This window comes from Bradyrhizobium sp. 142, from assembly GCF_023074015.1.
GTDB lineage: Bacteria > Pseudomonadota > Alphaproteobacteria > Rhizobiales > Xanthobacteraceae > Bradyrhizobium.
Genome location: NZ_JADPKQ010000202.1, coordinates 1 through 1,480 on the forward strand (window position 1 = coordinate 1; position 1,480 = coordinate 1,480).

The 1,480-nt window shown below is 64.3% G+C and carries 2 protein-coding genes and 1 pseudogene; all 3 read left to right on the forward strand.

Translation table 11 applies throughout. The features are described from left to right. The first annotated feature begins 193 nt into the window (after positions 1-193). Positions 194-754, forward strand: a complete 561-nt coding sequence (gene rsmD, locus IVA82_RS18735; protein WP_148745240.1) for a 16S rRNA (guanine(966)-N(2))-methyltransferase RsmD — start codon at positions 194-196, stop codon at positions 752-754. A gap of 125 nt (positions 755-879) precedes the next feature. Further along, positions 880-1,224, forward strand: a complete 345-nt coding sequence (locus IVA82_RS18740; protein ID WP_247383763.1) for a DUF6788 family protein — start codon at positions 880-882, stop codon at positions 1,222-1,224. A 1-nt stretch (position 1,225) separates the two neighbouring features. After that, positions 1,226-1,480 (forward strand): annotated as a pseudogene (locus tag IVA82_RS18745) (ISNCY family transposase); the annotation flags it as partial.

Here is a 1,480-nt window from a genome sequence, read left to right on the forward strand (position 1 = left end):
CTCGCCACGCAGGGATATCCTCCGCAATCCTCAACACTCCCGACGCGGATACACCCCCACCCCAGCCCTCCCCCGCAAGCGGGAGAGGGAGCCCACTGCCGATGTCGCCGCATCGTGCACGCCATACGCGACTACGCTCCCCGCAAGGGGAAGGGGAGCTTACCGCCTGCGTGGCGACGGGGTCCGTCCAATAATGCGCGTCGTCGGCGGCCGCTTGAAGGGGCGCAATCTTGCCTCGCCGTCCTCGCGCGACATCCGCCCCACGGCGGACCGCCTGCGCGAGTCCGTGTTCAACATCCTCATCCACGCCTACGATAATCCGATTCAGGATGCGCGCGTGCTCGACCTCTTCGCCGGCACCGGCGCGCTCGGAATTGAAGCGGCGTCGCGCGGCGCGAAATTCACGCTGTTCGTCGACAATGGCGCCGAGGCGCGGGCGCTGCTCCGCAACAATGTCGAGGCGCTCGGCCTGGGCGGCGTCACCAAGGTCTATCGCCGCGACGCGACCGATCTCGGACCTGCACATCCGGTCGAACCGTTCTCGCTGGCCTTCCTCGATCCGCCCTATGGCAGAGGTTTTGCGGAGAAGGCGCTCGCGAGCTTACGCGACGGCGGCTGGCTCGTGCCGGGCGCGTTGCTGGTGGTGGAAGAGGCCAAGGCCGCGCAATTCGCAGCTCCCGAAGGCTTCGAGGAGTTGGAGCGGCGAGCTTATGACGACACGGAGTTCGTGTTCTTGAAGAGCTCGTCTGCGTGAGGCGGGCTAGCTACTTTCCGGCGCGAAATTCGGCGGCCTTGTGAGGCAGCCAGAATCGCTTGGTGTGGCGAAAACTGCAAGGTCGAACGGATTGGCGTTGACTTGAAGCGGATTGATTCATTCTTATGATTCGTAAGCGAGCCCTTCAAACGCGTGAGAAGCTTGTCGGCAAGCTGCCGGTCACCGGCGAACTGCTGCGCGGTTCGTTGCTGGAGCGCACCGTTCGTCACAAGAGCGGCTGCCCGAAATGCGCGCGCGGCGAAGGGCACCAGGTGCATGTCCTGACGGTGAGCTATGCGGGTGGACGCGTGCGCCAGTTCAGTGTGCGGCGTGAGCGCGTTGCCGAGGTGCGCCGCTGGCTGGAGAATTACCAGAAGCTGAAAGACGCGATCGAGGCGATCTGCGCGTTCAATCACGACCTGTTGCGCCCTGATGCGGCGGTGCCGCGGGGGAGGAAGAAACGTGATTGAGATGCGCAGAGCGCAACTGAGCTTCGGCGACGGCTTGATCGCCGGGGAAGTGAGCGATCTTCGCGAAGGTTGGATGACCCATGCTGACCGGGTTCTGGCGGATGAACAGATCGTCGGTGCAGTGTACGAGGCGCTGGCGAGACGACATCCCAAGAGCCGCACAAGAGCCGCAGTCGTGGTCGGCTGGGCGCGCCGGCCGAGGTGGTGTTGCGGTTGTTGATCCTCAAGCATGTTCGCAACTGGAGCTATCACGTGC

What these genes read in the sequence shown, in the direction of transcription:
- rsmD (WP_148745240.1), top strand. Translation starts at nt 194, where the DNA reads ATGCGCGTCGTCGGCGGCCGCTTGAAGGGGCGCAATCTTGCCTCGCCG.
- IVA82_RS18740 (WP_247383763.1), top strand. Translation starts at nt 880, where the DNA reads ATGATTCGTAAGCGAGCCCTTCAAACGCGTGAGAAGCTTGTCGGCAAG.